General features: G+C 64.0%; 23 protein-coding genes and 1 pseudogene. 17 read left to right on the forward strand and 7 right to left on the reverse strand.

Features of this window, described 5'->3' with window-relative positions; genetic code table 11:
- Positions 1 to 3 precede the first annotated feature (3 nt).
- On the reverse strand, positions 4 to 837 hold the full coding sequence (locus tag IVA91_RS32450; protein WP_247276813.1) for a cytochrome c oxidase subunit II: 834 nt from the start codon (positions 835 to 837) through the stop codon (positions 4 to 6).
- A 541-nt stretch (positions 838 to 1,378) separates the two neighbouring features.
- On the opposite strand from IVA91_RS32450, the gene IVA91_RS32455 reads away from it, so the two are divergent.
- Positions 1,379 to 2,284 (forward strand): DUF2189 domain-containing protein, encoded by a 906-nt coding sequence (locus IVA91_RS32455; RefSeq protein WP_247460310.1) that lies wholly within the window; start codon positions 1,379 to 1,381, stop codon positions 2,282 to 2,284.
- 57 nt (positions 2,285 to 2,341) lie between these two features.
- Here the strand turns inward: IVA91_RS32455 and IVA91_RS32460 are convergent, their stop codons facing one another.
- Positions 2,342 to 3,529, reverse strand: a complete 1,188-nt coding sequence (locus IVA91_RS32460; RefSeq protein ID WP_247418495.1) for a DUF2865 domain-containing protein — start codon at positions 3,527 to 3,529, stop codon at positions 2,342 to 2,344.
- Between the two features lie 147 nt (positions 3,530 to 3,676).
- A complete protein-coding gene (locus IVA91_RS32465) occupies positions 3,677 to 3,982 on the reverse strand; it encodes a hypothetical protein (protein ID WP_247418496.1) in 306 nt (101 codons plus the stop codon).
- A gap of 288 nt (positions 3,983 to 4,270) precedes the next feature.
- On the opposite strand from IVA91_RS32465, the gene cysS reads away from it, so the two are divergent.
- From cysS to IVA91_RS32485, 4 genes are all read left to right on the forward strand, one after another.
- Positions 4,271 to 5,653 (forward strand): cysteine--tRNA ligase, encoded by a 1,383-nt coding sequence (gene cysS / locus IVA91_RS32470; RefSeq protein ID WP_247276816.1) that lies wholly within the window; start codon positions 4,271 to 4,273, stop codon positions 5,651 to 5,653.
- Between the two features lie 115 nt (positions 5,654 to 5,768).
- Positions 5,769 to 6,260, forward strand: coding sequence for a GNAT family N-acetyltransferase (locus tag IVA91_RS32475; protein ID WP_247276817.1), 492 nt, complete (start codon positions 5,769 to 5,771; stop codon positions 6,258 to 6,260).
- The gene (cimA, locus tag IVA91_RS32480; protein WP_247276818.1) at positions 6,257 to 7,855 is read left to right on the forward strand and encodes a citramalate synthase; all 1,599 of its coding nucleotides are present in this window, start codon (positions 6,257 to 6,259) and stop codon (positions 7,853 to 7,855) included. The genes IVA91_RS32475 and cimA overlap by 4 nt, the downstream gene beginning before the upstream one ends.
- A 111-nt stretch (positions 7,856 to 7,966) precedes the next feature.
- Positions 7,967 to 8,344 carry a VOC family protein gene (locus tag IVA91_RS32485; RefSeq protein ID WP_247276819.1) on the forward strand — a complete coding sequence of 126 codons (378 nt, stop codon included), beginning with the start codon at positions 7,967 to 7,969 and terminating at the stop codon, positions 8,342 to 8,344.
- Positions 8,345 to 8,347: 3 nt separating this feature from the next.
- Here the strand turns inward: IVA91_RS32485 and IVA91_RS32490 are convergent, their stop codons facing one another.
- Entirely contained in the window at positions 8,348 to 8,953 is a 606-nt protein-coding gene (locus tag IVA91_RS32490; protein ID WP_247276820.1) for a TIGR00730 family Rossman fold protein, read from the reverse strand.
- A gap of 201 nt (positions 8,954 to 9,154) precedes the next feature.
- Here IVA91_RS32490 and IVA91_RS32495 point away from each other — a divergent pair, with 201 nt between their 5' ends.
- From IVA91_RS32495 to IVA91_RS32510, 4 genes and pseudogenes are all read left to right on the forward strand, one after another.
- Complete coding sequence (locus IVA91_RS32495) at positions 9,155 to 11,113, forward strand: ABC transporter ATP-binding protein/permease (RefSeq protein ID WP_247276821.1); 1,959 nt, start codon at positions 9,155 to 9,157, stop codon at positions 11,111 to 11,113.
- A 72-nt stretch (positions 11,114 to 11,185) separates the two neighbouring features.
- Positions 11,186 to 11,899 (forward strand): annotated as a pseudogene (locus tag IVA91_RS32500) (phosphatidylserine decarboxylase); the annotation flags it as partial.
- A gap of 87 nt (positions 11,900 to 11,986) precedes the next feature.
- Entirely contained in the window at positions 11,987 to 12,871 is an 885-nt protein-coding gene (locus IVA91_RS32505; protein WP_247276823.1) for a phosphatidylcholine/phosphatidylserine synthase, read from the forward strand.
- A gap of 122 nt (positions 12,872 to 12,993) precedes the next feature.
- On the forward strand, positions 12,994 to 13,713 hold the full coding sequence (locus IVA91_RS32510) for an RraA family protein (protein WP_247276824.1): 720 nt from the start codon (positions 12,994 to 12,996) through the stop codon (positions 13,711 to 13,713).
- A 17-nt stretch (positions 13,714 to 13,730) separates the two neighbouring features.
- On the opposite strand, the gene IVA91_RS32515 is transcribed toward IVA91_RS32510, so the two are convergent.
- Complete coding sequence (locus tag IVA91_RS32515) at positions 13,731 to 14,024, reverse strand: hypothetical protein (protein ID WP_247276825.1); 294 nt, start codon at positions 14,022 to 14,024, stop codon at positions 13,731 to 13,733.
- A 100-nt stretch (positions 14,025 to 14,124) separates the two neighbouring features.
- Between IVA91_RS32515 and IVA91_RS32520 the strand changes: the two genes are divergently transcribed.
- The 8 genes from IVA91_RS32520 (at position 14,125) to IVA91_RS32555 (ending at position 23,694) form a co-directional block, all read left to right on the forward strand.
- Positions 14,125 to 14,949, forward strand: a complete 825-nt coding sequence (locus IVA91_RS32520) for an SDR family NAD(P)-dependent oxidoreductase (RefSeq protein WP_247276826.1) — start codon at positions 14,125 to 14,127, stop codon at positions 14,947 to 14,949.
- A gap of 198 nt (positions 14,950 to 15,147) precedes the next feature.
- Positions 15,148 to 15,921, forward strand: a complete 774-nt coding sequence (locus IVA91_RS32525) for a MotA/TolQ/ExbB proton channel family protein (protein ID WP_172788099.1) — start codon at positions 15,148 to 15,150, stop codon at positions 15,919 to 15,921.
- Positions 15,922 to 15,944: 23 nt separating this feature from the next.
- Positions 15,945 to 16,775: a flagellar motor protein MotB gene (locus IVA91_RS32530; protein WP_247276827.1), complete on the forward strand. Its 831-nt coding sequence runs from the start codon at positions 15,945 to 15,947 to the stop codon at positions 16,773 to 16,775.
- 171 nt (positions 16,776 to 16,946) lie between these two features.
- Positions 16,947 to 18,845 (forward strand): potassium transporter Kup, encoded by a 1,899-nt coding sequence (locus IVA91_RS32535; RefSeq protein WP_247276828.1) that lies wholly within the window; start codon positions 16,947 to 16,949, stop codon positions 18,843 to 18,845.
- 138 nt (positions 18,846 to 18,983) lie between these two features.
- Positions 18,984 to 20,906: a potassium transporter Kup gene (locus IVA91_RS32540; RefSeq protein WP_247276829.1), complete on the forward strand. Its 1,923-nt coding sequence runs from the start codon at positions 18,984 to 18,986 to the stop codon at positions 20,904 to 20,906.
- A 156-nt stretch (positions 20,907 to 21,062) separates the two neighbouring features.
- Positions 21,063 to 21,389, forward strand: coding sequence for a rhodanese-like domain-containing protein (locus IVA91_RS32545; protein ID WP_247276830.1), 327 nt, complete (start codon positions 21,063 to 21,065; stop codon positions 21,387 to 21,389).
- A gap of 7 nt (positions 21,390 to 21,396) precedes the next feature.
- Positions 21,397 to 22,578 (forward strand): aminotransferase, encoded by a 1,182-nt coding sequence (locus IVA91_RS32550; RefSeq protein WP_247276831.1) that lies wholly within the window; start codon positions 21,397 to 21,399, stop codon positions 22,576 to 22,578.
- 3 nt (positions 22,579 to 22,581) lie between these two features.
- The gene (locus tag IVA91_RS32555; RefSeq protein ID WP_247276832.1) at positions 22,582 to 23,694 is read left to right on the forward strand and encodes a polyamine ABC transporter substrate-binding protein; all 1,113 of its coding nucleotides are present in this window, start codon (positions 22,582 to 22,584) and stop codon (positions 23,692 to 23,694) included.
- 105 nt (positions 23,695 to 23,799) lie between these two features.
- Here IVA91_RS32555 and IVA91_RS32560 read toward each other — a convergent pair whose 3' ends face one another.
- Together IVA91_RS32560 and IVA91_RS32565 are read right to left on the reverse strand one after the other, a co-directional pair.
- On the reverse strand, positions 23,800 to 24,732 hold the full coding sequence (locus IVA91_RS32560) for a lipid A biosynthesis lauroyl acyltransferase (protein WP_247276833.1): 933 nt from the start codon (positions 24,730 to 24,732) through the stop codon (positions 23,800 to 23,802).
- 8 nt (positions 24,733 to 24,740) lie between these two features.
- Complete coding sequence (locus IVA91_RS32565; protein ID WP_247276834.1) at positions 24,741 to 26,018, reverse strand: beta-ketoacyl-ACP synthase; 1,278 nt, start codon at positions 26,016 to 26,018, stop codon at positions 24,741 to 24,743.
- Between the last annotated feature and the right edge of the window lie 11 nt (positions 26,019 to 26,029).

Below are 26,029 nucleotides of genomic sequence, written 5' to 3' on the forward strand. Positions count from 1 at the left end.
TTGCTAGTTGCCTCCGGATTGGAACGTCGCCTTCACGACGGCCTTCGCCGGCGACAATTCTGCAAACGTTTTTTGTTGCTCCAGCCAAGCGTGATATTCACGCTCTTCGTCGACGATGACCTTGGCCCGCATCTGATAGTGAGCAGCGCCACAAAGCTCCGCACAGAGAACATCGAACGTTCCGGTTCGGATTGGCGTTATCCAGAAATAGGTCACCATGCCTGGAACCATGTCCATCTTGGCCCGGAATTCGGGCACGTAGAAATCGTGCAGGACATCAACCGAGCGGAGCAGAACCTTGACCGGCTTTCCCACTTGAAGGTGCAGGTCGCCGTTCTCGATCACGACGTCGTCCTGCGCGTGTTGGTCGTCATGATTGAGCCCCATCGGATTGTCGGAGGCGATGTTGCGGACGTCGGATGTGCCCAATTGCCCATCCTTGCCCGGAAGGCGGAAGCTCCATTGCCATTGCTGCCCCATGACCTCGACCTCGGTGGCATCCGCAGGCACCGTCACGAACTGGTGCCAGACCACGAGGCCAGGCGCCAGCATGGCCGCGACGCCGACGCCGGTTCCGACGCTCAGCCACCATTCGAGCCTTTTGTTTTCCGGATTGTAATCGGCCCGTCTTCCCTCTTTGTGGTGAAAGCGGAAGACGCAGTAGGCCATGAAGGCGATGACCGCGACGAATACAAAGCCCGTGATCCAGAACGTGATGTTGATGGTGTGGTCGATATAGGCCCAGTTAGTGGCGATCGGCGTCCACCACCACGGGCTGTAGAGGTGAAACAGCACGGAGCCAATCGCGACCAGCAGCAATATCAGTGCGACAGCCATCCTGATCCATCCTTGCCATTGAAGGCTACGGATACGAATCCAGGGCGGAGCTCATGTCGGTTGCGATGGCTGGCCTTTCTCGTTGGCGTTCATGCCATCTCCGGCCTCTTGCTTCGCCCATTCCACTGGTCGCGAAATCAAAGGAACGCTCGCGACCATCAATCTCATCGGAGCTTAGGGCGTCTGTGTCTAAAATGATCCCAGCCTAAGCCGGCGTCAATAGAGCATATTTTCGTGTCGACGCGGCGTGGGCGTTGCCGTCGTCGGGCACGACCAAGCATCAGGGCATCAGGTGCGCTCAGCGTCCGGGGTGATGCAACGCACAATCAGCCGCACAATTCACCCAACCGTGAGTGCAGCCGTGCCCCGCGCGCGCTAAGCTTGTGAGGCAGGTCGCGGCGGGTTCCGTCCGGCCAGGCTCGTTCGCTGAACCTGGGTTGCCGTACCCGACCCATCGCGTTTCCTGCTTATCCGGCGGACACGCGTGGCTGGAAAGCGCGTGTCATCGAATCCGCGATTTTCAGCACGGGAGGGTCCGTTCATGGCCACTCTGTACTCCCACGACATCAGGCGGCACGTATTCGGCGAAGCGGCCTCCTATCCCATTCGCAAGATCAGCTTGTCCGACCTGTCCGAGGCCCTGCGCCTGGGTTGGGGGGATTTCCAGGCAATGCCGAGTCACGCGATCATCGTGTGCGTGATTTATCCCGTTCTCGGTCTCGTCCTGTTCAGGATGGTGCTCGGCTATTCGGTGCTGCCGCTACTGTTTCCGCTGGCCGCCGGCTTTGCCTTGGTCGGGCCTTTTGCCGCCATCGGTCTCTACGAGCTCAGCCGTCGTCGCGAGCGCGGCGAGGAGGTCGACGCATGGGATGCGTTCAAGGTGCTGCGCGCACCCTCGTTCGGCGCCATGGTAGAACTCGGCGTGCTCCTGCTGGTCCTGTTCGGGGCCTGGATCGGTGCCGCGAACGCAATCTATGTCGCGATCTTCGGTCACGCGGCGGCCGCAAGCATTCCCGACTTCGCAACGCGCGTGCTGACGACACCGGAAGGCTGGTCGCTCATCATCGTCGGTTGCGGCGTCGGCTTCCTGTTTGCGGTTGTCGCGCTGTGCGTCAGCGTCGTGTCATTCCCGTTGATGCTCGACCGGCATGCGACTGCGATCGACGCGATCCGCACGTCGCTCCGAGTGGTGGCGGCGAATCCGATTGCGATGGCCGGATGGGGCCTCATTGTGGCAGCGCTGCTCGTGATCGGCTCGCTGCCGCTCTTCGTCGGCCTTGCTGTCGCTCTGCCGGTGCTCGGTCATGCCACCTGGCACCTCTACCGGCGGGTGGTCGAGCCGAATCCGAACCCACCGGACGCACCGCCCCCGCCCCGGAAGGGAAGGCGCTACGCAGCAGACTTTCCGGCCAATCTCTTCCCCTGGAGCCGCGAGGGAGAGCCGTAACGGCCGAAACGGCCGCGCCGGCGGCCGCCTGCGCGGAGCATGACAGAAAGTAACGGCCTACTTCTGCTGCTGCGGCAGGAAGGTCGGGCCGACTGAACGGATCGGCTTATTCTCGGAGTTAGCGGTGGTGCCGGTATCCGCCGGCGACGTCGTGGCCGGCGTATTGGCCGTCGTCGGCGCCGAAGCTGCGCCCTTCTTGGCATTCGCAGGCGTGCCCTTGTTGAGCCGCTGCTGCTGCATCTTCCTGGCGCTCTCTTCGGTGACGATGATGTCGCCCTGCTGCTCGACTGCGGCCTTGTCGTCCGCCGATTTCAACGCGTCCGCCCAGGTCTGGCCTGCGGCCTTGCAGGAGCAGGATGGGTTGAACTCGCTGCGGAACTTGAACGCTGTCGGCAGCGCCGTGTAGGGCTGGCCGCCGATCGAGACCGCCGAGTTCATGTCTTCGCCGGGATTGCGATGGGTGTAGAGCACGGCCTCCGCGGCCGGGCACAGCGCCTTGCAGGTTTTCTCGTCGTCGGGGAAGCGCGCCGGCACGGTCGCAAACGAGATCGGAAAATAGGCGCCGTCGCAGGTGCGCACGCACACGGTGCGAAAGGTGGCGGATTGCGGGCCGAGATCGGCGGGCGGAACGGCTTGCGGATTGCCCGCGTTATTGCCGCCAAACAGATTGCTGAGGAAGTTGCCGCCGCCTTGCGACTGCGCCGCGTTGGCATATTGCGGGCCGCAATTGTTCTGCGCCAGCGCCGCCAGCACCGAACGGCGCTGATTGTCGCGCTCGGGGCTGAAGCCGCCGGGGCCACCGCCGCGCAGGCGCTCGAGATTGCCAGTGATCTGATCCAGATTGGCGCGCATCTGCTGGATCTGGGTGTTGACCGGGCCGCATTGCGCGGATTGGCCGCTGAACAGCGAGAAGAAGCCGGAGGAATCGCAGCCCATGCGCTTGGCCTGCATGGTGACGCGATCGAGCTCGGCCTGCTGACGGGTCTGGGAATCCTGGTAGCGGCGGATCTGCTCTTCGCGCGCGGGGTCACCACCGCCGCCGCGGTCGAGTGCGGCGAGCTGGCCTTCCAGCCGCACGCACATCGGATTAGGGCCGAGCCCGTTCTGGGCGGGCTGAGGCGGCGGTCCCGGAGGGCCGACCTGCGCGAAAGCGCCGGTGGCGAGCACGACCGTGCTCAAGAGCACGGTGCAGACAAGGAGGAAGCGGGCACGGGGCAGGGACAACAATTCAGGCATATCCGCCATTCTAGCGAGGTCACGGCCCAATGTGACTTGGGAAGCCGAAGTGACTTGAGGGCCGAAGCGCGCCCTCCCATAGCCGCTTCCTGCGGCATCGTCACGTCGTTTCAGGGGCCAAAGATTGGGCCTAAGGTCCGCCAGTTCCGAGGGAATTCAGCGCTGGCAGGTGATTGCGACATATTCGTCGCAACGGCCATGGGAGCAGTTTGCGCCGGATTTGGGGACGGAGCCGGTAATTTCGTCGGGATCGACCCGGCGATAGGCCGAGGCCTGGGCAAAATCCCGTGACTGGCAATAGGTGCGCGCGACGGAGGCGCCGCATCTCTCGCCCTTGGCCAGGCACTGGTCAACTCCATAGCCGTCCGCCTGGTTGGCAATGATGAAGACGCGCGTCTCGGCGTAAGCGCTGGCTGCCGCAAGGGTGGAGGCGCACAAAATCAGGACGAGCAAGGATCGCATGAAAATACCCGTGAAAAAATGGAACCGCCAGTTCCAGAATGGGCTCAAGTGGTTAAGGATCACGAACCAGCAGGGCGAGCCGCGTGCTTTGCGGAGATAAAGCGGCGCTTTCGCGGCTCTCTTGACGCGGAGCCGCCTCATAGCCCATATGTGGCCGCATGAACGGTCTCCTCGCCATTTGCGCCATTTGCCGCGAGATTACGAGCTAGCGATTCGCTGGCTGGAGCCGTCTTTTCTCAAAAACATTGAGAGCCTTGGACGCCCGGCCAACAGCCGACGGGTATCCATATGGAATTGCGCCTCTACGATACGCTGAGCCGGGAAAAGCGGACCTTTGTACCGCTCGATGCCAACATCGTGCGCATGTATGTCTGCGGACCGACCGTCTATGACTTCGCCCATATTGGCAATGCGCGGCCGGTGATCGTGTTCGACGTGCTGTTTCGGCTGCTGCGCCATCTCTATGGCGAGGCGCATGTCAAATATGTCCGCAACATCACGGACGTCGACGACAAGATCAACGACCGCGCCGCGCGGGATTTTCCCGGCCTGCCGCTGAACGAGGCGATCCGCAAGGTCACGGAGGAGACGGGCCGGCAGTTTCATGCCGACGTCGATGCGCTGGGCGCGCTTCGACCGAGCGTCGAGCCGCGCGCGACCGAGCATGTCGGCGAGATGCGCGAGATCATCGAAAAACTCGTCGCCGGCGGCTTTGCCTATGTCGCTGAGGATCATGTGCTGTTCTCGCCGCAGGCAATGAACGCGGCCAATGCCGGCCTGCCGCGCTACGGCGCGCTATCCAATCGCTCGCTGGACGAGATGGTCGCCGGCGCCCGCGTCGATGTCGCGCCCTACAAGAAGGGCAACACCGACTTCGTGCTGTGGAAGCCATCAAAGCCGGGCGAGCCGTCATGGCCATCGCCGGCGGGCATCGCCGCGCAGGGACGCCCGGGCTGGCACATCGAGTGCTCGGCAATGGCCTGGAAGCATCTCGGCGAGCATTTCGACATCCATGGCGGCGGTATCGATCTCGTGTTTCCGCATCACGAGAACGAGATCGCGCAGACCTGCTGCGCCTTCCACCAGCAGCGCATGGCGAACTACTGGATGCACAACGGCTTCCTGCAGGTCGAGAGTGAGAAGATGTCGAAGAGCCTCGGCAACTTCATCACCATCCATGAGCTGCTTGCGGATTGGCCGGGTGAGGTGCTGCGTCTGAACATGCTGAAGACGCATTACCGCTCGCCGATCGACTGGACCATGAAATCGCTGGAGGAGAGCGCCAAGACGCTCGACGACTGGTATCGCGTTGCGGCCGACGTCGAATCCGGCAGGCCGGCAGCATCCGTGGTCGAGCCGCTGCTGGACGACCTCAACACGTCCCTTGCGATCGCGGCGCTGCACGGCTTGCGCGGCAGCGACGTGAACGGCTTGGCGGGATCGTTGCGGCTGCTCGGTTTTCTCTCCGAGAGCGCTGCGCAATGGGAAAGCCGCAAGCAGCAGGCGAGCGGCATCGATGCGAAGGAAGTCGAACGCCTGATCGCGGAACGGACGGCCGCCCGTCGTCGTAAGGACTTTGGGGAGTCCGATCGCATCCGCGATCTGCTCGCCGCGATGGGCGTTGCGATCAAGGACTCCAAGGAAGGCACGACCTGGGAGATTGCGCGATGAAGCGGCCCGACACGCCTTTTCCGCGGCACTGGCTCTACTACATCGCGCTGAAGATCGCACTGCTCGGCGCGGCCGTGGCGATCGTGCTGAAACTCTATGGGATGTGGTGAAGACCATGGGACAGACTTTGCCAAAGCCCGCACTCAGGCCGTTCCTGCCGGCCGACGTGCCGGTGCTCGCCGCGATCTTCACCGCCAGCATCGAGGAGCTGACCGGCGACGATTATAGCGAGGCGCAGCAGCAGGCCTGGATGGAGACGGCGGAAAGCGAAGAGTTCGGCAAGCGGCTCGCCGCCGACCTGACCCTGGTCGCGACGCTGGAAGGCTCGCCCATCGGTTTCGCCTCGCTGCGCGGCAACGATCATATCCGCATGCTCTATGTGCATCCCGGAGTGAGCGGGCAGGGCGTTGCGACCATGCTGGTCGATGCGCTGGAGAAGCTTGCCGGCGGCCGCGGTGCGACGAGCCTCTCGGTCGACGCCAGCGACACCGCACAGGGCTTCTTCGCCAAGCGCGGCTACACCGCCCAGCAGCGCAACAGCGTCACCGTCAATGATGAGTGGCTCGCCAACACGACCATGAAGAAGACGCTTGGAGCGCCGCAATGAGCAAGGAGCGTCTCTATCTGTTCGACACCACGCTGCGCGACGGCGCGCAGACCAACGGCGTCGATTTCACGCTGGCCGACAAGCAAGTCATCGCGGCGATGCTCGATGATCTCGGCATCGACTATATCGAGGGCGGCTATCCCGGCGCCAATCCGCTCGATAGCGAATTTTTTGCGACCAAGCCCAAGCTTAATCATGCGCGCTTTATCGCCTTCGGCATGACGCGGCGGGCCGGGCGCTCGGTCTCCAACGACCCTGGTGTCGCCGGGTTGCTGGAAGCAAAGGCCGACGCGATCTGCTTCGTGGCGAAGTCATCGGCCTATCAGGTGCGCGTTGCGCTGGAGACGACGAAGGAGGAAAACCTCGCCTCGATTCGCGACAGCGTCGCGGCTGCGAATGCCGCCGGCCGCGAGGTAATGCTCGACTGCGAGCACTTCTTCGACGGCTACAAGGAAGACGCGGCGTTCGCGCTCGCCTGCGCCAAGGCCGCCTATGAGGCCGGCGCGCGCTGGGTGGTGCTGTGCGACACCAATGGCGGAACCATGCCTGACGAGGTCGAGGACATCGTCACCGAAGTGACGAAGCACATCCCCGGCGATCACGTCGGCATCCATGCCCATAACGACACCGAGCAGGCGGTGGCCAACTCGCTCGCTGCGGTGCGTGCCGGCGCACGGCAGATCCAGGGCACGCTGAACGGCCTTGGCGAGCGCTGCGGCAACGCCAATCTCTGCTCGCTGATCCCGACGCTGAGGTTAAAGAAGGGCTTTGCCGACGCCTTCGAGATCGGCGTCACGGCCGAGAAGCTGGCAACGCTGGTCAAGGTCTCGCGCACGCTCGACGACATGCTCAATCGCGTGCCGAACCGGCATGCGGCCTATGTCGGCGAGAGCGCCTTTGTCACCAAGACGGGCATTCATGCCTCCGCCGTGCTGAAGGATCCACAGACCTACGAGCACGTCCTGCCGGAACTGGTCGGCAACCACCGCAAGGTGCTGGTCTCCGACCAGGCCGGACGCTCCAACGTCATTGCCGAGCTCGATCGCGCCGGCATTCCTTACGAGAAGAGCGATCCGAAGCTGACGCGCCTCGTCGAGGAATTGAAGGCGCGCGAGGCGGCGGGCTACGCCTACGAATCCGCAAACGCCTCGTTCGAGCTCCTGGCGCGCCGGACGCTCGGGAAGGTGCCGCACTATTTCGAGGTCGAGCAGTTCGACGTCAATGTCGAGCAGCGCTACAATTCGCATGGCGAGCGCGTCACCGTCGCTTTGGCCGTGGTCAAGGTCGACGTCGCCGGCGAGCGCCTGATTTCAGCCGCCGAGGGTAACGGTCCCGTCAACGCGCTCGACGTCGCCTTGCGAAAGGATCTCGGCAAGTACCAGACCTACATCGAGGGCTTGAAACTAATCGACTATCGCGTGCGTATCCTGAACGGCGGCACCGGTGCGGTCACGCGCGTCCTGATCGAGAGCGAGGACGAGAACGGCGACAGTTGGACCACGGTCGGGGTGTCTCCGAACATCATCGACGCTTCGTTCCAGGCGCTGATGGATTCGGTGATCTACAAGCTGGTGAAGTCGGGGGCGCCGGCGTAGCTATCAGGGAGTCATTCCGGGGCGGTCCGCAGGGCCGAACCCGGAATCTCGAGATTCCGGGTTCACGCTTCGCGTGCCCCGGAACGACAGCGGAGAGGGGGAGCGCGACCAATGATCGATCACATCTCCGTCGGCGTCAGCGATCTCGATCGCGCCGCAAAATTCTACGAGGCCGCGCTCTCCGCGCTCGGCCTCACGCGCCTCGTGACGCGACCGCGGACGGTCGGCTTCGGCAAGGCCTATCCAGAGTTCTGGATCAACTTGCGCGAGGGCATGCCGCACGTCCCGCCGGAGAGCGGCGTGCACATCTGCCTGCGGGCGAAGACGACTGATGAGGTCGATGCGTTTCACGCCGCCGCGCTGTCCGCCGGCGGTGCCTCCGATGGCGCGCCCGGCCTCCGCCCCCACGATCGCGTGCGCTATTATGCGGCGTTCGTCAGCGATCCCGACGGCAATCGCATCGAGGCGGTGACGTTTCCGAGCGCGTAATCCTTACAGCCGGCGTGCCACTTCCGGAGCCATCTGCTTTTCCGCCTCGGCGACCTGGGCGGCGGCTGCCTTCAGCTTCGGTAAAATATCCTCGACGCGATCGGCCTTGAGGATGTCGATCGACAGGCCGGCGCGGATGAACTCGGTCTGGCGCATATGCGACAAGAGCGAGAACAGCGGCTCCCAGAAATTGTCGATGTTGGCGAGCAGCACCGGCTTGGCGTGACGGCCGAGCTGCTTCCAGGTCATCTGCTCGACCAGCTCCTCCAGCGTGCCGACGCCGCCCGGCAGCGCCACGAAGGCATCGGAGCGTTCGAACATCAGCCGCTTGCGCTCGTGCATGTCGGGGGTGACGATCATCTCCTGCACCCGCGTCAGCGCGTTCTCGCGCAGCCGCAGGAAGTCGGGGATGATGCCGGTGACGGTGCCGCCGTGATCCAGCACGGAGGTCGCGACCGCGCCCATCAGGCCAAGCGAGCCGCCGCCATAGACCAGGCGGATGTTGTTCTCGGCGAGCGCCTTGCCGAATGCCTTGGCACCTTCGGTAAAGTTGGGATTGGTTCCGGGGCCGGAGCCGCAATAGACACAGACGGTTTTGATTGTGCTCATTGGTGCCATGATGCATTGCAGCGAAGAGGCGTCAAGCCAAATCCGTGATTCGGTACTCCCGGAAATCTACCGGCAAATAGCGACAAACAATCGAAGATTCGCCATCTGGCGGGGTGCGCTGGCATCGGGAAGGCTCTATATGACGGGCGAAAATCGCAAATCGTAACGCCGCCCGCATCCGGCGGGCTTTCAGGCTTTTTGATGGACCAACCTCAATCGTTCGACGGCGCCGACGTTCCTGATCCTCCCGCGGGGCAAGGGCTGGAGCGGGCCACGCTGATGGGCACGCTGGCGCATCTGTGGCCCTATATCTGGCCGGGCGACCGCTTCGACCTGAAGATGCGGGTGGTCTGGTCGCTGGTGCTGCTGCTCGCCGCAAAGCTGATCACGCTCGCGGTGCCGTTCAGCTTCAAATGGGCGACGGACGCGCTGACCGGCGCCAACACGGCGCCGGTGCAGGCGGACAATTGGCAGCTCTGGGTTATCGCCCCGCCGCTGCTGCTGACCGCGAGCTACGGCGCGATGCGCATCCTGATGGCCGTGCTGACGCAATGGCGCGACGGCATCTTCGCCCGCGTCGCCATGCATGCAGTGCGCAAGCTTGCGACCATCACCTTCATTCACATGCACGAGTTGTCGCTGCGCTTCCACCTCGAGCGCAAGACCGGCGGTCTGACGCGGGTGCTCGAGCGCGGCCGCGAGGGCATCGAGGTCATCGTGCGCATGGTGATCCTGCAGCTGATCCCGACCATCGTCGAGGTCTCGCTGCTGATGGCCGTGCTGCTCTGGCAGTTCGATTGGCGCTACGTGGTCGCCACTCTGATCACGGTCACGCTCTACATGTATTACACCTACATCGCGACCGAGTGGCGGATCGGCATTCGCCGCAAGATGAATGATTCCGACACCGAGGCGAACACCAAGGCAATCGACTCGCTGCTCAACTACGAGACCGTCAAATATTTCAGCGCGGAGGCGCGCGAGGCCCAGCGCTATGACAGATCGGTGGCGCGTTACGAGGAGGCGAGCGTCCGCACGTATACTTCGCTCGCGGTGCTCAATACCGGCCAGGCCGTGATCTTCACGCTCGGCCTGACCGCGACCATGCTGATGTGTGCGATCGGCGTGCGCAACGGCACCAACACGGTGGGCGATTTCGTGCTGGTCAACGCCATGATGATCCAGCTCTACCAGCCCCTGAACTTCATGGGCATGGTCTATCGTGAGATCAAGCAGGCGATCATCGACATCGAGAAGATGTTTGGTGTGCTGGGCCGCGAGGCCGAGATCAAGGACGCGCCCGATGCGCAGCCGCTGGTCGTCTCCGCCGGCACCGTGCGCTTCGAGGACGTGCGCTTTGCCTATGAGCCGACGCGGCCGATCCTGAAGGGCATCAGCTTCGAGGTGCCGGCCGGCAAGACGGTCGCGATCGTCGGCCCCTCGGGTGCGGGCAAATCGACGATCTCGCGGCTGCTATTCCGTCTCTATGACGTCTCCGGCGGAAAGATCTTGATCGACGGCCAGGATCTTCGCGACGTCACGCAGGCCTCGCTGCGCGCGTCCATCGGCATGGTGCCGCAGGACACCGTGCTGTTCAACGACACCATCCGCTACAACATCCGCTACGGCCGATGGGACGCCAGCGATGTCGAGGTCGAGGAGGCGGCGCGGCTGGCACAGATCGACCATTTCATCCGCTTGGCGCCGATGGGCTACGAGACCCAGGTCGGCGAGCGTGGCTTGAAGCTCTCCGGCGGCGAGAAACAGCGCGTCGCGATCGCGCGCACCGTCTTGAAGGCGCCGCCGATCCTGGTGCTCGACGAGGCCACCTCGGCGCTCGACACCCACACCGAGCACGAGATCCAGGGCGCGCTTGACCGCGTGGCCAAGAACCGCACTTCGCTGGTGATCGCGCACCGGCTCTCGACCATCGTCGGCGCCGACGAGATCATCGTGCTGGATCAGGGCCGTATCGCCGAGCGCGGCACCCACGCAAAGCTGCTCGCGCAGGGCGGCCTCTATGCCAGCATGTGGAACAGGCAGCGCGAGGCCGAGGCAGCGCGGGAGAAACTGGCCAAGATGGCCGACAGTAGCGAGGCACCCAACCGGGAGCCGCCGCCGGTCAATGATTCCCTGACGGCGCCTGCGGCGGCGGAGTGACCTTGTCTCGGGTGCCAACTCTGGCCTAAACAACTCCACCGCGCGGGACGGCCCCGTGCGCCGTCAACCCTTCAGCGGCAGAGAGCGATGTCCATTCTCGATTCGATCCAGCGTCAGATCCCGCCGATCCACAAGGAGGGCTATCCCTTCATCGGCGGTTTCGCGCTGGCAAGCCTGATCCTATTCTGGCTGTGGTCCCCTCTGGGGTGGATCGGCACGATCCTGACTGTGTGGTGCGCGCTGTTCTTCCGCGATCCCGTCAGGGTCACGCCGGTGCGCGAGGGGCTCGTGGTGTCGCCGGCTGACGGCCGCGTCTCGATGATCACCATGGCGCTCCCTCCGGCCGAGCTCGGGCTCGGCGACCGGCCGTTGCCGCGCATCTCGGTGTTCATGAGCGTGTTCAACTGCCACGTGAACCGCAGCCCGATCGCGGGCAGGGTGGACCGCATCGCCTACCGGCCCGGCCTGTTCATCAATGCCGAGCTCGACAAGGCGAGCGAGGACAATGAGCGAAACTCGCTGGTGATCACGACGCCCACGGCGCGGATCGGCGTGATCCAGATTGCCGGCCTCGTGGCCAAGCGCATCGTCTGCTTCGTCAAGGAAGGGCAGGCGATTGGCGCCGGTGAGCGCTTCGGTCTTATCCGCTTCGGCTCGCGGCTCGACGTCTATCTGCCGGTCGGTACCAAAGCGCTGGTATGGGAAGGGCAGACCGCGATCGCTGGCGAGACGATTTTGGCCGATCTTGCCGGGGACGACGCCAGCCGCACCTATCGCACCAATTAACCAATAAGTCGTTCCAGGAAGCCGTTCCGCCGCAATGGCGGAGGGGAGCGCGGCTTGCTATATCTCGCCTTGAGGTGAGGACGAGCCATGACGCCCTACGATTTCAAAGATCCTGACGCGCGCCGGCGGCGGTTCCGTCCGATTCCGGTGCGGATGCTGGTGCCCAACGTCATCACGCTGCTGGCGATCTGCGCCGGCCTGACCTCGATCCGGCTGTCGATCGAGGGGCGGATGTCGCTCGCGGTCTATGCCATCGTGTTCGCGGCCGCGCTCGACGGCATCGACGGCCGCATCGCGCGCATGATCAAAGGCCAGTCCAAGTTCGGCGCCGAGCTCGATAGCCTCGCCGATTTCGTCAATTTTGGCGTTGCGCCCGGCCTGATGCTGTATTTCTGGCAATTGCACGAGCTCGGCAATGCCGGCTGGATCGCCGCGATGGTGTTCGCGATCTCGGGCGGTCTGCGCCTTGCCCGCTTCAACGCCACGATGGATGATCCGAACAAGCCGGCGTTTGCGGCCAATTTCTTCACCGGCGTGCCGGCGCCGGCCGGCGCCATCACCGTGCTGCTGCCGATCTATGTCGCGTTCCTCGATCTCGGACGCTGGCCCGCGGCGGTAACGGCAGGCTACACGCTCTTGATCGCCTTCCTGATGGTGTCGCGCCTGCCAGTGTTCTCCGGCAAGACCAAGCGCATGCGCGTGCCGCCCGAGCTGGTGCTGCCGGCGTTCGTCGCCGTCATCGTCTTCATCGCGCTGTTGATCGCCTATCCCTGGCACGTGCTGTCGATCGGCACGGTGCTCTATCTGCTCTGCCTGCCGCTCGGCTACAAATCCTACCGCGATCACGCGCGGGCGATGGAAACCACCGCGCCGGCGGGAGGTGAGGTCGCGTCACCGCCTTCGGCGCCGACGCTGGCGAATTTGTCCGAGCCGCCGCACGACGACGACGACCGGCCCGGACGGCTGCACTAAGCGGCCACACGCGGATATCTGCCATGAGTCCCGCTGAGTTGGGTTGATGCCTGATCTCGGCTATATCGCCCTGTGACGGCGGCACCGCGCCAACAGCGGCCGCCAATTTGGGAGAGAACGCCGTGACCAATTCCGCGACCGGGCCGCTGCCCGCTTCCGTCCTCGAAGCGCTGGGCCGCTATGATACGCCGACGATCTGCAATGCCATGGAGATCGTGGCGCCCGAGCGCCGGCTGATCGGCTACACCACCAAGCAGCTTGTTTGTCCGTTCCCCGATCTGCCGCCGATCGTCGGTTATGCCCGCACGGTCATGATCCGCTCGGTGCTGAAATCCTCGCTTCCTGCTGAGGAGCAGTCCAAGCGCCGCATCGACTATTACGAATATGTCGGCACCGGCCACGGTCCGCGCATCTCGGTGATCCAGGACATCGATGGCCCCGACGTTGGCTATGGCGCGTTCTGGGGCGAGGTGCAGAGCAACGTGCACAAGGCGCTGGGCTGTCTCGGCGTCATCACCGACGGCTCGATCCGCGACATCCCGCAATGGGCCCCGGGCTTCCAGGCCTTGGCAGGCTCGATCGGGCCGTCGCATGCCTGGGTGCATGCGGAGAGCTTTGGCGGCGAGGTGCGTGTCGCCGGCATGACCGTTAAGTCGGACGACCTGATCCATGCCGACCAGCACGGCGCCATCGTGATCCCGATCGACGTCGCGGCAAAGCTGCCCGAGGCAGCCGAGCTCTGCGGCCGCCGCGAGACCCCGATCCTCGAGATCGCCCGCAGTCCCAACTTTTCGCTGGAGAAGCTGAAGGCGGCGCTGAAGCGCTCGGCGGAGATTCACTAGACGCGCGGCGGAGCGGCCTACGGTCGGGGCACCGACCGTGGGCCGCCTTGTTCCGTCAGAAACAGGGCAGCCTGATCCGGCTCGCCGAACACCGCGGCGGCGCATCCGATCAGGGTGAAGCCGCCCGCAAGGTCCCACAAGGTGATGTCGTCCGCATTGTCCGGGAGATGGATCAACCGCGCCGCGATCACGGCGAAGGCGGCCTCGACAAAAAGCAGGGCGCTGAACGCTGGCAGCACCAGCTCCGGCTCGAGCAGATGGAGCGCCAGTACCGCCGGCAGCGCAGTGAGAAGACTGAACAACGTCAACATGGCAAATGGGCTCCTGCGATGGAGCATGCCGCATAGCTACAGAGTACCGCATGATGGCGCGTCACGGATGTGACGCAGGGCCGCAGTTGGAGGAAGCGCAATGAGGATGAAGGGCAAGACGGTTCTGATCACCGGCTCGACCGACGGCGTCGGCCGCTACGTTGCAGGCCGCCTGGCCAAAGAAGGTGCGAGGGTCCTGATCCATGGCCGCGACGCGGCGCGTGCGAAGACCTTGAGCGACGAGATCGTGGAGGCCGGCGGTATCGCGCCGACTTTCTACCAGGCCGACCTGTCATCGATGTCGGGCACGCGTGCGCTCGCGGAGGCCGTGAAACGTGACCACCAGCGCCTCGACGTCCTGGTCAGCAATGCCGGCATCGGCTCGCAGAATGACGGCCCGCAGCGGCAGGTCAGTGCCGAGGGTCACGAGCTGCGATTTGCCGTGAACTATCTCGCCGGTTTCCTGCTCGTCCATCTGTTGCTGCCATTGCTGAAGGCGGCTGCGCCGTCGCGCATCGTCAACGTCGCCTCGCTCGGCCAGCACCCGATCGAGTTCGACGACGTCATGATCACCAGGGGCTACAGCGGTTCGCGCGCCTATGCGCAGAGCAAGCTCGCTCAGATCATGTTCACGATCGATCTGGCGCAGGAATTAAAGGGCACCGGCATCACCGTGAACGCGCTGCATCCCGCGACCTACATGAACACCACGATGGTGCGCGCCGGCGGGATCACTCCGATGTCGACGGTCGAGCAAGGCGGTGCAGCCATCCTCCACCTCGTCGAGGGCGACGACGTCGCTGATCGAAGCGGATTGTTCTTCAACGGTATGAACGAGGCACGCGCAAATCCGCAGGCCTACGATGCCGACGCGCGCAAGCGCCTGCGTGCGCTCAGCCTGGAGCTGACGGGGTTATCGTCCTAGCGACCGTTATGGTTAGCGAAGTGTTGAGATTCCCGCCGCCCACCAGGAATCGCAGCGCCTGCGGCGCGCCGTACCTCGCTGTCCAGACTTAACCTTTACGCGGCTTTAAGGGCGGCGCTCTAGGGTTCCGATGCGGTTCGGGGTTGGGCCGCGCCAGCGGCCAGGACGGCCGTTGTCGTGTACGCATTGGAGTCTCCCATGGATATCATGACGAGCGTCGGGCTCATTGCGGGCACCATCGTCATCGTTGCGATGATCTTCATGGGCGGCGATCTCCACATGTTCATCTCCGAACATGCGATGATCATCATTTTCGGCGGCTCGATCTCCGCCACCATGATCCGCTTTCCTCTCAGCGCGCTCCTGCATGGCCTTCCGCTCGGCGCCAAGTTCGCTTTCACCATGAGCCGCCTGTCGGCCCACGACCTCGTCGACGAACTCGCCCGCATCGCCGAGATCGCCCGCAAGCAGGGCCCGGTCGGCCTGGAAAAGGTCGAGACCGACGAACCCTTCCTCGCCAAGGGCATCCGCTACGTTGCCGACGGTTACGACCTCGACTTCATCCGCGACAATCTCGAGCGCGACCGTGACAACTTCCTGATGCACCTCGACGAGGGCAGCAAGATCTACCGTGCCATCGGCGATTGCGCCCCTGCCTTCGGCATGATCGGTACCCTGATCGGCATGGTGCAGATGTTCGCCAACATGACCGACCCTTCCAAGCTCGGCCCGTTCATGGCGACCGCGTTGCTCGCGACCCTCTACGGCGCGCTCGTCGCGAACCTGTTCTGTTTGCCGATCGCCGACAAACTTCACGGCAAGCTGCTGGATGAGGAGACCAATCGCACCCTGATCATCGACGGCATCCTGATGATCCGCGACTCCAAGAGCCCGACCTTGGTGCGTGAAATGCTGCTGGCCTATCTGCCGGAGAAGCACCGTCACGCCGACGGCGAGCCGGTGCCGGCCTGATCGCGCGCGCCGGGATCTAGACCATGGCCAAGAAGAAACGCGGCGATGCGCACGGCGGCGGTCACGGCTGGTTCGTGACCTTCGCCGACCTGATGGGCCTGATGATGAGCTTCTTCGTGATGCTCGTCGCGTTCTCGACCCAGGACGCCAACAAGTTGAAGATCGTCGCCGGATCCATGCGCGACGCCTTCGGCGTGCAGAGCGAAGCGCGCTATGCCGGCATCGTCGAGTCCGACGGTCTGCCGACGCGGCCGCGGCTGAAGAACGTCGACCATATCCAGCCCGAGGAAGCTTCCAACACGCCGACGCCCGACCAGGATGATCGCGACCGCACCTCGGGGGCGAAGATCAAGGTCGACCGCAATTTCGCGCTCGCCGCGGCCTCGCTGCGCCAGGCGTTGCAGGACATGCCGGAACTGACGGAAATGTCCAAGCACATCATGTTTGAAGAGACCAAGCAGGGCCTCAACCTCGAGATCGTCGACCAGGATGGCCGCTCGATGTTCGCCGACGGCTCCAAGGTGCCTTACGACCGCACCCGCCGCTTGGTCGAGAAGCTCGCGATCCCGCTCAAGGCGACGCCGCTTCGCGTCTCCATCGCCGGCCACACCGCGGCGGGATTTGTGCCGGTCCGCAGCGACTACGGCGCCTTCGACCTGTCGGCCGACCGCGCGAATGCCGTGCGCCAGATCCTCGAACGCGAAGGATTGCCGCCGTCGCACATCTTCGCTGTCTCGGGCAAGGCGGACACCCAGCCGCTGTTTCCGGACGATCCCTCGCTCGCGGCCAATCGGCGGGTGACCATCACCCTGATGCGGGAAGATCCGCCACTGCCGCCGAATCTGAAGCCGTAGGGACTTGCGCTACCATCTTACCTGAGGCATCTCGTCGCGCTGCGGCGAGCGTGACCGCGCCGTCACAGCATCCGGCTCGGCGCCTGCTATGGTGGTGAGCCGGTTGACAGGCCCGCCGGAAGCGTCAAAAGGCGCCGGATCAAATTCAGGGACGAAGCGTTCTCCACCCTCATGACGGCGAGCATCACATCGACCGAGACCCAGGAAGGGCCGGTCACATCAGGTTTTTGGGCCCTTACGCTCGGGAGCATTGGCGTCGTCTTCGGCGATATCGGCACTTCGCCGCTCTATGCCTTCCACGAGGCGGTCAGAGGCGCGGCCCATGGCGAGCCGGTCTCGCGGGTCATCGTGCTCGGCGTGCTCTCGCTGATCCTATGGGCGCTTCTGATCGTCGTCACCGCCAAATACGTCCTGCTGCTGCTGCGCGCCGACAATAACGGGGAGGGCGGGACGCTCTCCCTGATGGCACTCGGCCAGCGTGCGCTCGGGCGGCGGAGCTGGTTCCTGCTCGCGCTCGGCGTGGTTGGCGCCTCCATGTTCATCGGCGATTCCATGATCACACCGGCCATCTCGGTGCTGTCGGCGGTCGAGGGTCTCAAGCTCGCAACCCCTGCGTTCGAGCACTACGTCGTGCCGCTCACGGTGCTCATCCTGGCATTGCTGTTCGCAGTGCAGAGCAAGGGCACCGCGCTGGTCGCCTCGGCGTTCGGGCCGGTGATGGTGGTCTGGTTCACCGTCATCGCGGTGATGGGAGCTGTCCACATCGCCGACGACCCCTCAGTGCTGGCGGCGATTAATCCCTATTACGCGGTGCAGTTCGTGCTGTCGCACGGCACGATCGGCCTTGTCACACTCGGCGCCGTGTTCCTGGCTGTGACCGGGGGCGAGGCGCTCTATGCCGATCTCGGCCATTTCGGGCGCAAGCCGATCCAGTCAGCCTGGATGTTCTTCGTGCTGCCGGCGCTCCTGATCAACTATTTCGGGCAGGGTGCGCTGGTGCTGTCCGATCCCAGCGCGATCGAGCATTCCTTCTATCGCATGGTGCCTGAAAGTCTGGTGCTGCCGCTGGTCGGGCTTGCGACTGTCGCGACCGTGATCGCTAGTCAGGCGGTAATCACGGGCGCCTATTCGCTGGTCTATCAGGCGGTGCAACTCGGCCTGCTCCCTCGCTTCGAGGTGCGCTACACCTCCGAGACCCATGCCGGCCAGATCTATCTGCCGCGCGTCAACCGGCTGCTGCTGATCGGTGTGATGCTGCTGGTGCTGCTGTTCCACACCCCCAGCAATCTGGCTTCGGCCTACGGCATCGCGGTCTCCACCACCATGGTCGCCGACGGCATCATGGGCTTCATTGTCATCTGGAAATTGTGGAACTGGCGCGCTGCCACGGCTGCGGCCGTGATCATGCCCTTCGTCGTCGTCGACCTAAGCTTCTTCAGTGCCAATCTGCTCAAGCTGCTCGAAGGCGCCTGGGTGCCGCTGCTGTTCGGCGTCGCCATGGCGGGGACGATTTGGACCTGGCGGAAAGGCTCGGGGATCCTGATCCAGAAGACGCGCCGGATCGAGGTGCCGCTGGACGATCTGATCCGAAGTCTGGAGAAGCGGCCGCCGCATATCGTCAAGGGCACGGCCGTATTTCTGACCAGCGATCCGTCGTTCGTGCCGACGGCGCTGCTGCACAATCTCAAGCACAACAAGGTGCTGCACGAGCACAACGTGATCCTGACCATCGAGACCGCGCATACGCCGCGGGTCGACCTGTCCGAGCGATTCCGCATGGAAAAGATCAGCGACAAGTTCTTCAAGGTCCGCTTGCGCTTCGGCTTCATGGAGCAGCCGAACGTGCCGAAGGCGCTCGCGATCGCGCGCAAGCAGGGTTGGCAGTTCGACATCATGTCCACGTCGTTCTTCGTGTCGCGACGATCGCTGAAGGCCTCGGCCCAGTCGGGCATGCCGCTGTGGCAAGACCACCTCTTCATCGCGCTGAGCCGGTCGGCCAACGACGCCACTGACTATTTCCAGATTCCCACGGGGCGCGTGGTTGAAGTCGGGACCCAGGTCACCATCTAAATGCAACTGCCGGAGTCATGCAAATTTGCATGCCTAAGGCCCGGAATCGGGCTATGCTATGCCGGTAGCGCAGGACTATAAGCCGCGCGCCCTTCCGCCATTGTGCAGTGAAGCATTTTAGAGGCCACCAGGCTCTCCATGACAAGCGACGTAGCAATTTCGGCCCCGGAAACGGCGGCGGCCAATGGCGATGCCCATACCACGGCTCGTTTCGGTGCGCTGACGCTCGGTAGCATCGGTGTCGTCTATGGCGACATCGGCACCAGCCCGCTCTACGCATTCCGCGAGGCCGTGATGGCGGCTTCGGGGGCGGAGGGGCTACCAACGCCGGCGGCCGTGCTCGGGGTGCTGTCGCTGATCCTGTGGGCGCTCATCGTCGTGGTGACGCTCAAATACGTCGTGATCCTGCTCCGCGCCGACAATAATGGCGAGGGCGGCACGCTGGCGCTGATGGCGCTGGCCCAGCGCGCCGTCGGAACCGGCGGAGCGACCGTCGTCCTGCTCGGCATCATCTCCGGCGCCCTGTTCTACGGCGATGCCGTGATCACGCCCGCACTTTCGGTGCTGTCGGCGATCGAAGGCATGAAAGACGTGACGCTGCGGTTCGAGCCCTACATCGTGCCGCTGACTGTGGCGATCCTGGTCGGCCTCTTCGCCGTGCAGTCGCGCGGCACCGCCCGGGTCGCCGCCTTCTTCGGCCCGATCATGTGCGTCTGGTTTGCGGTGATCGCCGCGGCGGCGGTCCATCCGATCATCGCGCAGCCGGAAGTGCTGTACGCGCTGAATCCGCTCTACGCCGTGTCATTCATGCTTCAGCATGGCGTCATCGGCTTCGTGACCTTGGGCGCGGTGTTCCTGGCGGTCACCGGTGCCGAGGCGCTCTATGCCGACCTCGGCCATTTCGGCAAGCGGCCAATCCAAACGGCCTGGTTGTCTATCGTGCTACCATCGCTCGCGCTGAACTATCTAGGGCAGGGGGCGCTCGTCCTCAGCGATCCCGGGGCGATCGTGAGTCCGTTCTTCCAGCTCTTCCCGCAAGGTTTTATTCGCGGCAGCATGGTGGTGCTTGCCACCATGGCCACCGTGATCGCGAGCCAGGCCGTCATCACCGGCGCCTATTCGCTGACGCGGCAGGCGATCCAGCTCGGACTGCTGCCGCGCTTCGAAATTCGCCATACGTCAGAGGCCCATTCCGGCCAGATCTTCATCCCGCGCATCAACCAGCTGCTGCTGGTTGCGGTGGTGCTGCTGGTACTCCTGTTCCGATCCTCCAGCGCGCTCGCCTCGGCCTACGGCATCTCCGTCACCGGCACCATGGTGGTCACGGCGATGATGGGCTTCGTCGTGATCTGGAAGGTCTGGCGGTGGTCTGCGTTCGCCGCCGCAGCGCTCATCGTGCCGTTCCTGTTTCTCGACCTGACCTTCCTCGCCGCGAACCTGCTCAAGGTGTTCGAGGGCGGCTGGGTGCCGCTGGCGCTCGGCGCGCTCATGATCATCCTGATGTACACGTGGCGGCGGGGCAGCCGGCTGCTGTTCGACAAGTCGCGCAAGCTCGAATTCCCGCTCGCCGACCTTGTGGCGATGCTGGAGAAAAGGCCGCCGCAGCGGGTGCCCGGCACAGCCGTGTTCCTGACCTCGGACCCACTCAGCGCGCCGACGGCGCTGATGCATAGTCTGAAGCACTACAAGGTGCTGCACGAGAAGAACGTCATTCTCACTATCGACACCGCGCAGACCCCGCGCATCGACCCGGCCGACCGGGTGCGGCTGGAGCAGATCTCACCGACCTTCTCAAAGGTGACGCTGAAATTCGGCTTCATGGAATCGCCCAACGTGCCCAAGGCGCTGGCGATCGCGCGCAAGCTCGGCTGGCAGTTCGATATCATGTCGACCTCCTTCTTCCTGTCGCGGAGGGCGCTGAAGCCGGCGGCCCATTCCGGTATGCCGCGCTGGCAGGACCGGCTGTTTATCTCGCTGAGCCGCTCGGCGAACGACGCCACCGACTATTTCCAGATCCCCTCTGGCCGCGTGGTCGAGGTTGGAACGCAGGTCACGATCTAGGCAGGCAAACCAACGCTGCGCTTCAAGTCGCTGCGATTTAGCTTTAACTTGCACCGCTCAGCTCAAGCCATTGTAGCGCTTGATTTTCGTCGGCCGAGAGGCGAGGTTGCCGCCGACCGGGTGCCCCGGCCAATAGGCGCGACGTTGGAGGATGATGTGGCAAATCAGGTACAGGATCTGACCCCGGACGAGGTCTCCAAAGGTGTCGCGGAAGGCCGCTATCTGCTGGTCGACGTCCGCGAGCCGAACGAGGTCGAAGCCGAGGCCTATCCTTACGGCGTCGTGGTTCCGCTCTCGACCTTCGATCCCAAGGCGATCCCGGATCCCGAAGGCAAGCAGGTCGTGTTCGCCTGCCGATCGGGCAAGCGCTCGGTGACCGCCTCGCTCGCGGCGCAGGCGGCGGGCCTGCCTTACGACAAGCATCTGGCCGGCGGCATGCTGGGCTGGAAAGCGGCCGGTCTTCCCAGCAAGGTTGGCGGCTGAGCTCGCGATGACGACCAAGAGCTCGTCGCTAAACAAGGTCTTCGCCGACCTTCCCGTCACCATCTTCGAGGCGATGTCGCAGGCCGCGCGCGACAATGCCGCAATCAATCTCGGCCAGGGTTTTCCTGACGATCCCGGCCCCGAGGACATCCGCCGGGCCGCGGCTGATGCCTCTCTGCACGGCTACAACCAGTACCCCTCGATGATGGGCCTGCCCGAGCTGCGCCAGGCGATCGCAACCCATTACGGGCACTGGCACGGGCTCAAGCTCGATCCGATGAGCGAAGTGATGGTGACCTCCGGGGGCACCGAGGCGCTGACCTCGGCAATTCTCGCGGTGGTTCAGCCCGGCGACGAGGTGGTCTGCTTCCAGCCAGTCTATGATTCCTACCTGCCGATCATCCGACAGGCGGGCGGCACTCCGCGCCTCGTCCGACTCGAGCCGCCGCACTGGCGGCTGAATGAGGACATGCTGAAAAGCGTCTTCAATTCAAAGACCAAGGCGGTGCTGTTCAACAACCCTTTGAATCCCTCCGCGGTGGTGTATCCGCGCGAGGACCTCGAGCTGCTGGCGCGCTACTGCCAGGAGTTCGATGTCATCGCGATCTGCGACGAGGTCTGGGAGCACGTCACTTTCGACGAGCACAAGCACATCCCGCTGATCACCATCCCCGGCATGCGCGAGCGCACGATCAAGGTCGGCTCGGCCGGCAAAATCTTCTCGTTGACGGGGTGGAAGATCGGCTTCGTCTGCGCCGCGCCGCCGCTCTTGCGCGTCGCCGCCAAGGTGCACCAGTTCTTGACCTTCACCACCGCGCCGAACCTCCAGGCCGCCATCGCCTACGGCCTCGGCAAGCCCGACGACTACTTCCTGTCGATGCGCAAGGACCTGACGCGGAGCCGCGACCGTCTCACCAAAGGGCTGGAGAGCCTCGGTTTTCCTGTGCTGAGGTCGCAAGGCACCTACTTCCTCACGGTCGATCTGTCGCCGCTCGGGCTGAACGAGAGCGACACCGAGTTCTGCTGGCGGATTGTGAAGGACTACAAGGTGGCGGCGATCCCGGTGTCGGCCTTCTACGAGCAGGACCCGGTGACCTCGGTGGTGCGCTTCTGCTTTGCCAAGAAGGACGAGACGCTCGACACAGCACTCGAGCGGCTGTCGGATGCGGTGCGCGGGCGCAAGAGGTAGAAGATGACGAACGTCGGCCGCTTCAGGCTTTGCTTCGCTCTCGCAATTGCCGCAGCGCTGACGTTGCTCTCCGCCCCTGCAAGTGCGGAGGAACGGGTCGTCAACTTCTACAACTGGTCCAACTACATGGCGCCGGAGGTCCTTGAGAACTTCACCAAGGAAACCGGCATCAAGGTGGTCTACGACACCTTCGACGCCAACGAGACGCTGGAGACGCGCCTGATGGCCGGCAAGTCCGGCTACGACGTCGTGGTGCCCACCGCCTATTTCCTGCAGCGCCAGATCAAGGCCAATATTTTCCAGAAGCTCGACAAGTCGATGCTGCCTAACTTGGCCAACGCCTGGCCCGTGGTGACCGAACGCCTCGCGATCTATGATCCCGGCAATGTCTACGCCGCCAACTACATGTGGGGTACGACGGGCATCGGCTACAATGTCGCCAAGGTGAAGCAGATCCTGGGGCCGGATGCGAAGATCGACAGCTGGGACATCGTCTTCAAGCCCGAGAATTTGACCAAGTTCAAAGACTGCGGGGTGCACATGCTCGACTCCGCCGACGACATCTTTCCGGCAGCGCTGAATTATCTCGGGCTCGATCCGAACTCGACCAACCAGGCGGACCTGGAGAAGGCTGCCGACGTCGTGGCAAAAGTCCGCCCGTCCGTGCGCAAGTTTCACTCCTCCGAATACTTAAGCGCGCTCGCTACCGGCGAGATCTGCTTCGTGGTCGGCTGGTCCGGCGACATCATGCAGGCCCGCGCCCGCGCTGCGGAGGCCAAGAGTGGCATCGAGATCGGCTATGCCATTCCGAAAGAGGGTGCGCAGATGTTCTTCGACAATCTCGCGATCCTCGCGGATGCCAAGAACGTCAAGGAGGCCTACGAGCTGATCAACTATCTCTACCGCCCCGATGTTGCCGCCAAGAACTCGGACTTCCTGTCCTACGCCAACGGCAACCTCGCCAGCCAGAAACTGGTCAACCCAAAGATTTTGAACGACAAGAACATCTATCCGGACGAGGCGACGCTTTCGAAGCTCTTCGTCATCACCGCGCGCGAGCCGGCGACGCAGCGCATCATCAATAGACTCTGGACCAAGGTGAAGACGGGGCGGTGAGGAGCACACCCGTCATTGCGAGGAGCGAAGCGAAGCAATCCAGAATCTCTCCGCGGAGGCACTCTGGATTGAATCGTCGCTTCGCTCCTCGCAATGGCGGCGTAACTACCGCCACCTTCTATGCAGCCACAGCCATTGCTCCGGATGCTCGCGCACCCAGCTTTCCACCACGCTCGTGATCGCCTGGGTCGTGCCCTGGATGTCGATCTTGCCGTCGGCATCGCGCACCGGCTTGATCTCTTCGGTGAGCTCGCCGCGAAAGCGGCCGTCGGGCAGGCGGATGATGCGCACACCGTGGATCGGGCACTCGACCTGGCGCAAGAGGCGCGCCAGCATCGGGTTGGCGCGGGTCTTGCGGCCGAAGAAGGTGACCTCGACGCCGGCCGTCAGATATTGATCGATCAGCATCGCGACGTGCTTGCCGTCCTTGAGCGCCTGCGCGAGCCGCAGCGGCGCGTCGCGGCCTGCCGGGATCAACGTGCCCATGTTGACTTGGCGCATCTCCTGGATGATGCGGTCGGCGGAGGCGATGTTCGGTCGGCGATAGAGGATCGCAGTATCCAGCCCATGCGCGACGGCGGCGAGCGCCGGCAATTCCCAATTGGCCAGATGCGCGGCGAAGATCAGCGCCGGCTTGCCATCGTCGCGGATCTGGTCGAACAGCTCGATGCTGCGCGGCGACAATTCGATCCGGCTCTTCTCGGGGTGATCGCGGTCGTAGTCCCAGACATGGTCGATATGGGCGAACTCGGCGCCGACGCGGCCGAGATTGTCCCAGACGCCCATCAGGATCTGTTCGATCTCCTCTGGCGACTTCTCCGGAAATGCCGCAGTGAGGTTGGCGCGGCCGATGCGATGCTCGCGCAGACGCGGGCCGATGAGCTTTACGACGCGCGCGAAAAAGTCCGAAGTCTTGACCGGATCGAAATAGCGCGTGGTGCGCAGCAAGCCGACAGTCGCGGCGCCGATCAAGCTGCCGCCGAGCGATTTGGCAGCCTCCCGCGCGCGGGCCTTCGTGCTCGCAGTCAGCAGTGCCATGCGTCCGGTCAGGCCGGTTCGCGGGTCAGGATCAGCGAGGCGTTCTGGCCACCGAAGCCGAACGAGTTCGACATCACCGCGGTGACGCGGGCATCGCGGGCCTTGTTGCCGACGACATCGAACAGGATCGTCGGATCCGGGGTCTCGTAGTTGATCGTCGGCGGGATACGCTGATGCTCGAGCGTGAGCAGCGAGAAGATCGCCTCGACCGCACCGGCGGCCGAGATGGTGTGGCCGACCATCGACTTATTAGAGGTGACCGGAATCTTCTGCGCGAGCTCGCCGAACACTGCCGACGTCGTGTTGAACTCCATCTTGTCGTTTTCGGGCGTCGCGGTACCGTGCGCGTTGATGTGGTCGATCTGGTCCGGCGTCATGCCGGCATCGGCCAGCGTCTTGTTCATGCAGCCGATGATCGGCTTGCCGTCGGGCGAGGAGCGGGTGCGATGGAAGGAATCGGTGAGCTCGCCGCAGCCGGCGATCACGCCGAGGATCTTTGCGCCGCGCGCGGTCGCCGCCTTGTAGCTTTCCAGCACGAGCGCGCCGGCGCCTTCGGCCATGACGAAGCCATCGCGGTTCTTGGAGAAGGGGCGGGAGGCCGCCTGCGGCGGATCGTTCTGGGTCGAGAGCGCCGAGAGTAGCGAGAAGCGCACCAGCGCCTCCGGATTGACGGTACCGTCGGTCGCGACGCACAGCGCAGCGTCGGTCTCGCCACGCCGGATCGCCTCGACGCCGAGCTGGATCGAGGTCGCGCCCGACGCGCAGGCCGTCGATAGTGAGATCGGCGAACCCTTGGTGCCGAAAGTCTCGGCGAGATGCGCGGCGACCGAGCCGAACATGAAGCGGTGATGATAGTCGCTGTACTTGCCGCCGCCGGAGATGCGCAGGAGGTCGTCGTAGTTGAAGTCGGTCTTTCCGACGGCGCGGCCAAGCTCGCGCCGCTGCGGCCATTCGACCTCGACCGGCGCGACTGCGAGGAAGAGGGGACCGGGGAAATCCTCCTTGGCGCCGATGCCGGCCTGCTCGAGCGCTTCCTCCGTCACCAGCTCCGCCATCCGCTCGGAGAGGCCGGTGGAGGAGAACGGATCGACGCTGACGAAATCCACCGTACCAGCCATCGTGGTCTTCAGGCCGTCGACCGGAAAACGCGTGATAGTGCGGATGCCGGATTCGCCGGCGACCAGCTTCGCCCAATTGTCGGCCTTGCCGGCGCCGAGCGAGGTCATGATGCCCATGCCGGTGACGACGACGACGGGACGGCCGAATTTGTCGCGTGGTGCAGTCATTTCGACCCCCT

The organism is Bradyrhizobium sp. 153 (assembly GCF_023073835.1).
Classification (GTDB): Bacteria; Pseudomonadota; Alphaproteobacteria; order Rhizobiales; family Xanthobacteraceae; genus Bradyrhizobium.

Coding starts and splice junctions, on each gene's coding strand:
- IVA91_RS32565 (WP_247276834.1), bottom strand. CDS start 26,018: ATGACTGCACCACGCGACAAATTCGGCCGTCCCGTCGTCGTCGTCACC.
- cysS (WP_247276816.1), top strand. CDS start 4,271: ATGGAATTGCGCCTCTACGATACGCTGAGCCGGGAAAAGCGGACCTTT.
- IVA91_RS32505 (WP_247276823.1), top strand. CDS start 11,987: ATGACGCCCTACGATTTCAAAGATCCTGACGCGCGCCGGCGGCGGTTC.
- IVA91_RS32465 (WP_247418496.1), bottom strand. CDS start 3,982: ATGCGATCCTTGCTCGTCCTGATTTTGTGCGCCTCCACCCTTGCGGCA.
- IVA91_RS32535 (WP_247276828.1), top strand. CDS start 16,947: ATGACGGCGAGCATCACATCGACCGAGACCCAGGAAGGGCCGGTCACA.
- cimA (WP_247276818.1), top strand. CDS start 6,257: ATGAGCAAGGAGCGTCTCTATCTGTTCGACACCACGCTGCGCGACGGC.
- IVA91_RS32540 (WP_247276829.1), top strand. CDS start 18,984: ATGACAAGCGACGTAGCAATTTCGGCCCCGGAAACGGCGGCGGCCAAT.
- IVA91_RS32490 (WP_247276820.1), bottom strand. CDS start 8,953: ATGAGCACAATCAAAACCGTCTGTGTCTATTGCGGCTCCGGCCCCGGA.
- IVA91_RS32495 (WP_247276821.1), top strand. CDS start 9,155: ATGGACCAACCTCAATCGTTCGACGGCGCCGACGTTCCTGATCCTCCC.
- IVA91_RS32455 (WP_247460310.1), top strand. CDS start 1,379: ATGGCCACTCTGTACTCCCACGACATCAGGCGGCACGTATTCGGCGAA.
- IVA91_RS32530 (WP_247276827.1), top strand. CDS start 15,945: ATGGCCAAGAAGAAACGCGGCGATGCGCACGGCGGCGGTCACGGCTGG.
- IVA91_RS32555 (WP_247276832.1), top strand. CDS start 22,582: ATGACGAACGTCGGCCGCTTCAGGCTTTGCTTCGCTCTCGCAATTGCC.
- IVA91_RS32485 (WP_247276819.1), top strand. CDS start 7,967: ATGATCGATCACATCTCCGTCGGCGTCAGCGATCTCGATCGCGCCGCA.
- IVA91_RS32475 (WP_247276817.1), top strand. CDS start 5,769: ATGGGACAGACTTTGCCAAAGCCCGCACTCAGGCCGTTCCTGCCGGCC.
- IVA91_RS32450 (WP_247276813.1), bottom strand. CDS start 837: ATGGCTGTCGCACTGATATTGCTGCTGGTCGCGATTGGCTCCGTGCTG.
- IVA91_RS32515 (WP_247276825.1), bottom strand. CDS start 14,024: ATGTTGACGTTGTTCAGTCTTCTCACTGCGCTGCCGGCGGTACTGGCG.
- IVA91_RS32520 (WP_247276826.1), top strand. CDS start 14,125: ATGAGGATGAAGGGCAAGACGGTTCTGATCACCGGCTCGACCGACGGC.
- IVA91_RS32550 (WP_247276831.1), top strand. CDS start 21,397: ATGACGACCAAGAGCTCGTCGCTAAACAAGGTCTTCGCCGACCTTCCC.
- IVA91_RS32560 (WP_247276833.1), bottom strand. CDS start 24,732: ATGGCACTGCTGACTGCGAGCACGAAGGCCCGCGCGCGGGAGGCTGCC.
- IVA91_RS32460 (WP_247418495.1), bottom strand. CDS start 3,529: ATGGCGGATATGCCTGAATTGTTGTCCCTGCCCCGTGCCCGCTTCCTC.
- IVA91_RS32525 (WP_172788099.1), top strand. CDS start 15,148: ATGGATATCATGACGAGCGTCGGGCTCATTGCGGGCACCATCGTCATC.